The 234-nt window shown below is 68.8% G+C and carries 1 pseudogene; it reads left to right on the plus strand.

Annotation, left to right across the window (positions count from 1 at the left end):
- Window positions 1-3 precede the first annotated feature (3 nt).
- Window positions 4-234 (plus strand): annotated as a pseudogene (locus BN358_RS23650) (MFS transporter); the annotation flags it as partial.

The following is a 234-nucleotide window of genomic DNA, read 5'->3' on the forward strand; positions in this document are numbered from 1 at the left end:
TAGGTGGTGCCGATGTACGCGATGTACACCTTCGGCCCGATGATCATGTCCGCGTTCGGCCTGGGCGAGGGCAGCCTGTCCGTGCTGGGCGAGGCGCTGGTCTCCCTGTTCTTCCTGGTCGGCACCATCCCGGCGATGTACTGGCTCAACTCGCTGGGCCGCCGTCCGCTGCTGATCGGGTCGCTCGCGCTGATGGCGCTCGGCCTGCTCATCCCCGGCATCTGGCCCGGCGCG

It is taken from the genome of Sedimentibacter sp. B4, from assembly GCF_000309315.1.
Classification (GTDB): Bacteria; Bacillota; Clostridia; order Tissierellales; family Sedimentibacteraceae; genus Sedimentibacter; species Sedimentibacter saalensis.